Below are 1,197 nucleotides of genomic sequence, written 5' to 3'. Positions count from 1 at the left end.
CGACAATTACCGACTTTGGCGCGATGGTTTCTCATTAAACAATCAAGTGGATTTCGAGAAAGGGTATTAAAGATTGATGTCTCTAGAGAATCTACTCCAACAAGTGCGCGCGTGCCAAATCTGCGCTGAGAGTTTACCTCTCGGAGCCAACCCTGTGGTTCAAGCCGGTAAAAACGCACGCATTCTGATTATTGGCCAAGCGCCAGGAACAAAAGTCCACAGCACTTCGATACCTTGGAATGATCCAAGTGGTGACCGACTGCGCCAATGGCTTGATATCGACAAAGACGTGTTCTACGACCCGAATAAAATTGCCATTGTACCAATGGGATTCTGCTATCCGGGTAAAGGTAACTCGGGAGATCTGCCACCGAGAAAAGAGTGCGCTCCTACATGGCACAAAAAGATTCTCGAACAGCTCCCCAATATAGAGTTGACTCTGCTTATTGGTCAGTACTCTCAGCAGTACTACCTCACCAACAAGCCCAAAACTCTCACGCAAACCGTTCAGCAATGGCAAGATTGGGAACCTGAGTTTATTCCTCTACCACACCCTTCCCCACGCAATACGCTGTGGTTAAAGAAGAATCCATGGTTTGAGTCGGAAGTCGTTCCCTATATCCAACAGCGCGTTCACTCGATGCTTTGAGTTACCGATGATCTAATTGCTAGTTAATCTGAATAAGAAAATTGAAACACAAACAACATAAGTATAAGTCATTGTTTATAAATGACTTAAATATTTGTTGTACAGCTTAGTCAGTAATTAGATCATGACAGGCCAAATGCTTACTAAGCTGTACAATTCAAATTTCAGGTAAAAAAATACCGGCACTGATGGCCGGTATTGGATTTCAATAAATCGAGATTATTTGTGGTAAGGCTTAGATAGCTCATGTACCGCTTCAACAAACACACCCGCGTTTTCTGGCGGCACATCTAGGTGGATGCCATGACCTAGGTTGAATACGTGACCTGTACCAGCATCACCAAAACCTTCTAGGATACCCGCTACTTCTTCACGGATACGCTCAGGTGAAGCGTAAAGCATAGATGGATCCATGTTGCCTTGCAGTGCCACTTTATCGCCGATACGCGCTTTCGCATCTGCAATATTGATCGTCCAGTCTAGACCAACCGCATCACAACCCGTTGCTGCGATTTGCTCTAGCCACATACCGCCATTCTTAGTAAATA

The 1,197-nt window shown here is 44.9% G+C and carries 2 protein-coding genes; one reads left to right on the top strand and one right to left on the bottom strand.

Features of this window, described 5'->3' with window-relative positions:
* Positions 1-76 precede the first annotated feature (76 nt).
* Positions 77-649, top strand: a complete 573-nt coding sequence (locus R7M72_RS25190) for a uracil-DNA glycosylase family protein (RefSeq protein WP_015297453.1) — start codon at positions 77-79, stop codon at positions 647-649.
* 219 nt (positions 650-868) lie between these two features.
* Here R7M72_RS25190 and R7M72_RS25185 read toward each other — a convergent pair.
* The coding region (locus tag R7M72_RS25185; protein ID WP_318056471.1) for a uroporphyrinogen decarboxylase family protein at positions 869-1,197 on the bottom strand (329 nt) is incomplete at its 5' end.

Origin of the sequence: Vibrio sp. YT-18 (assembly GCF_033337345.1) — a bacterium.
Lineage (GTDB): Bacteria > Pseudomonadota > Gammaproteobacteria > Enterobacterales > Vibrionaceae > Vibrio > Vibrio alginolyticus.
This window is presented reverse-complemented; position numbering and strand designations above follow the sequence as displayed.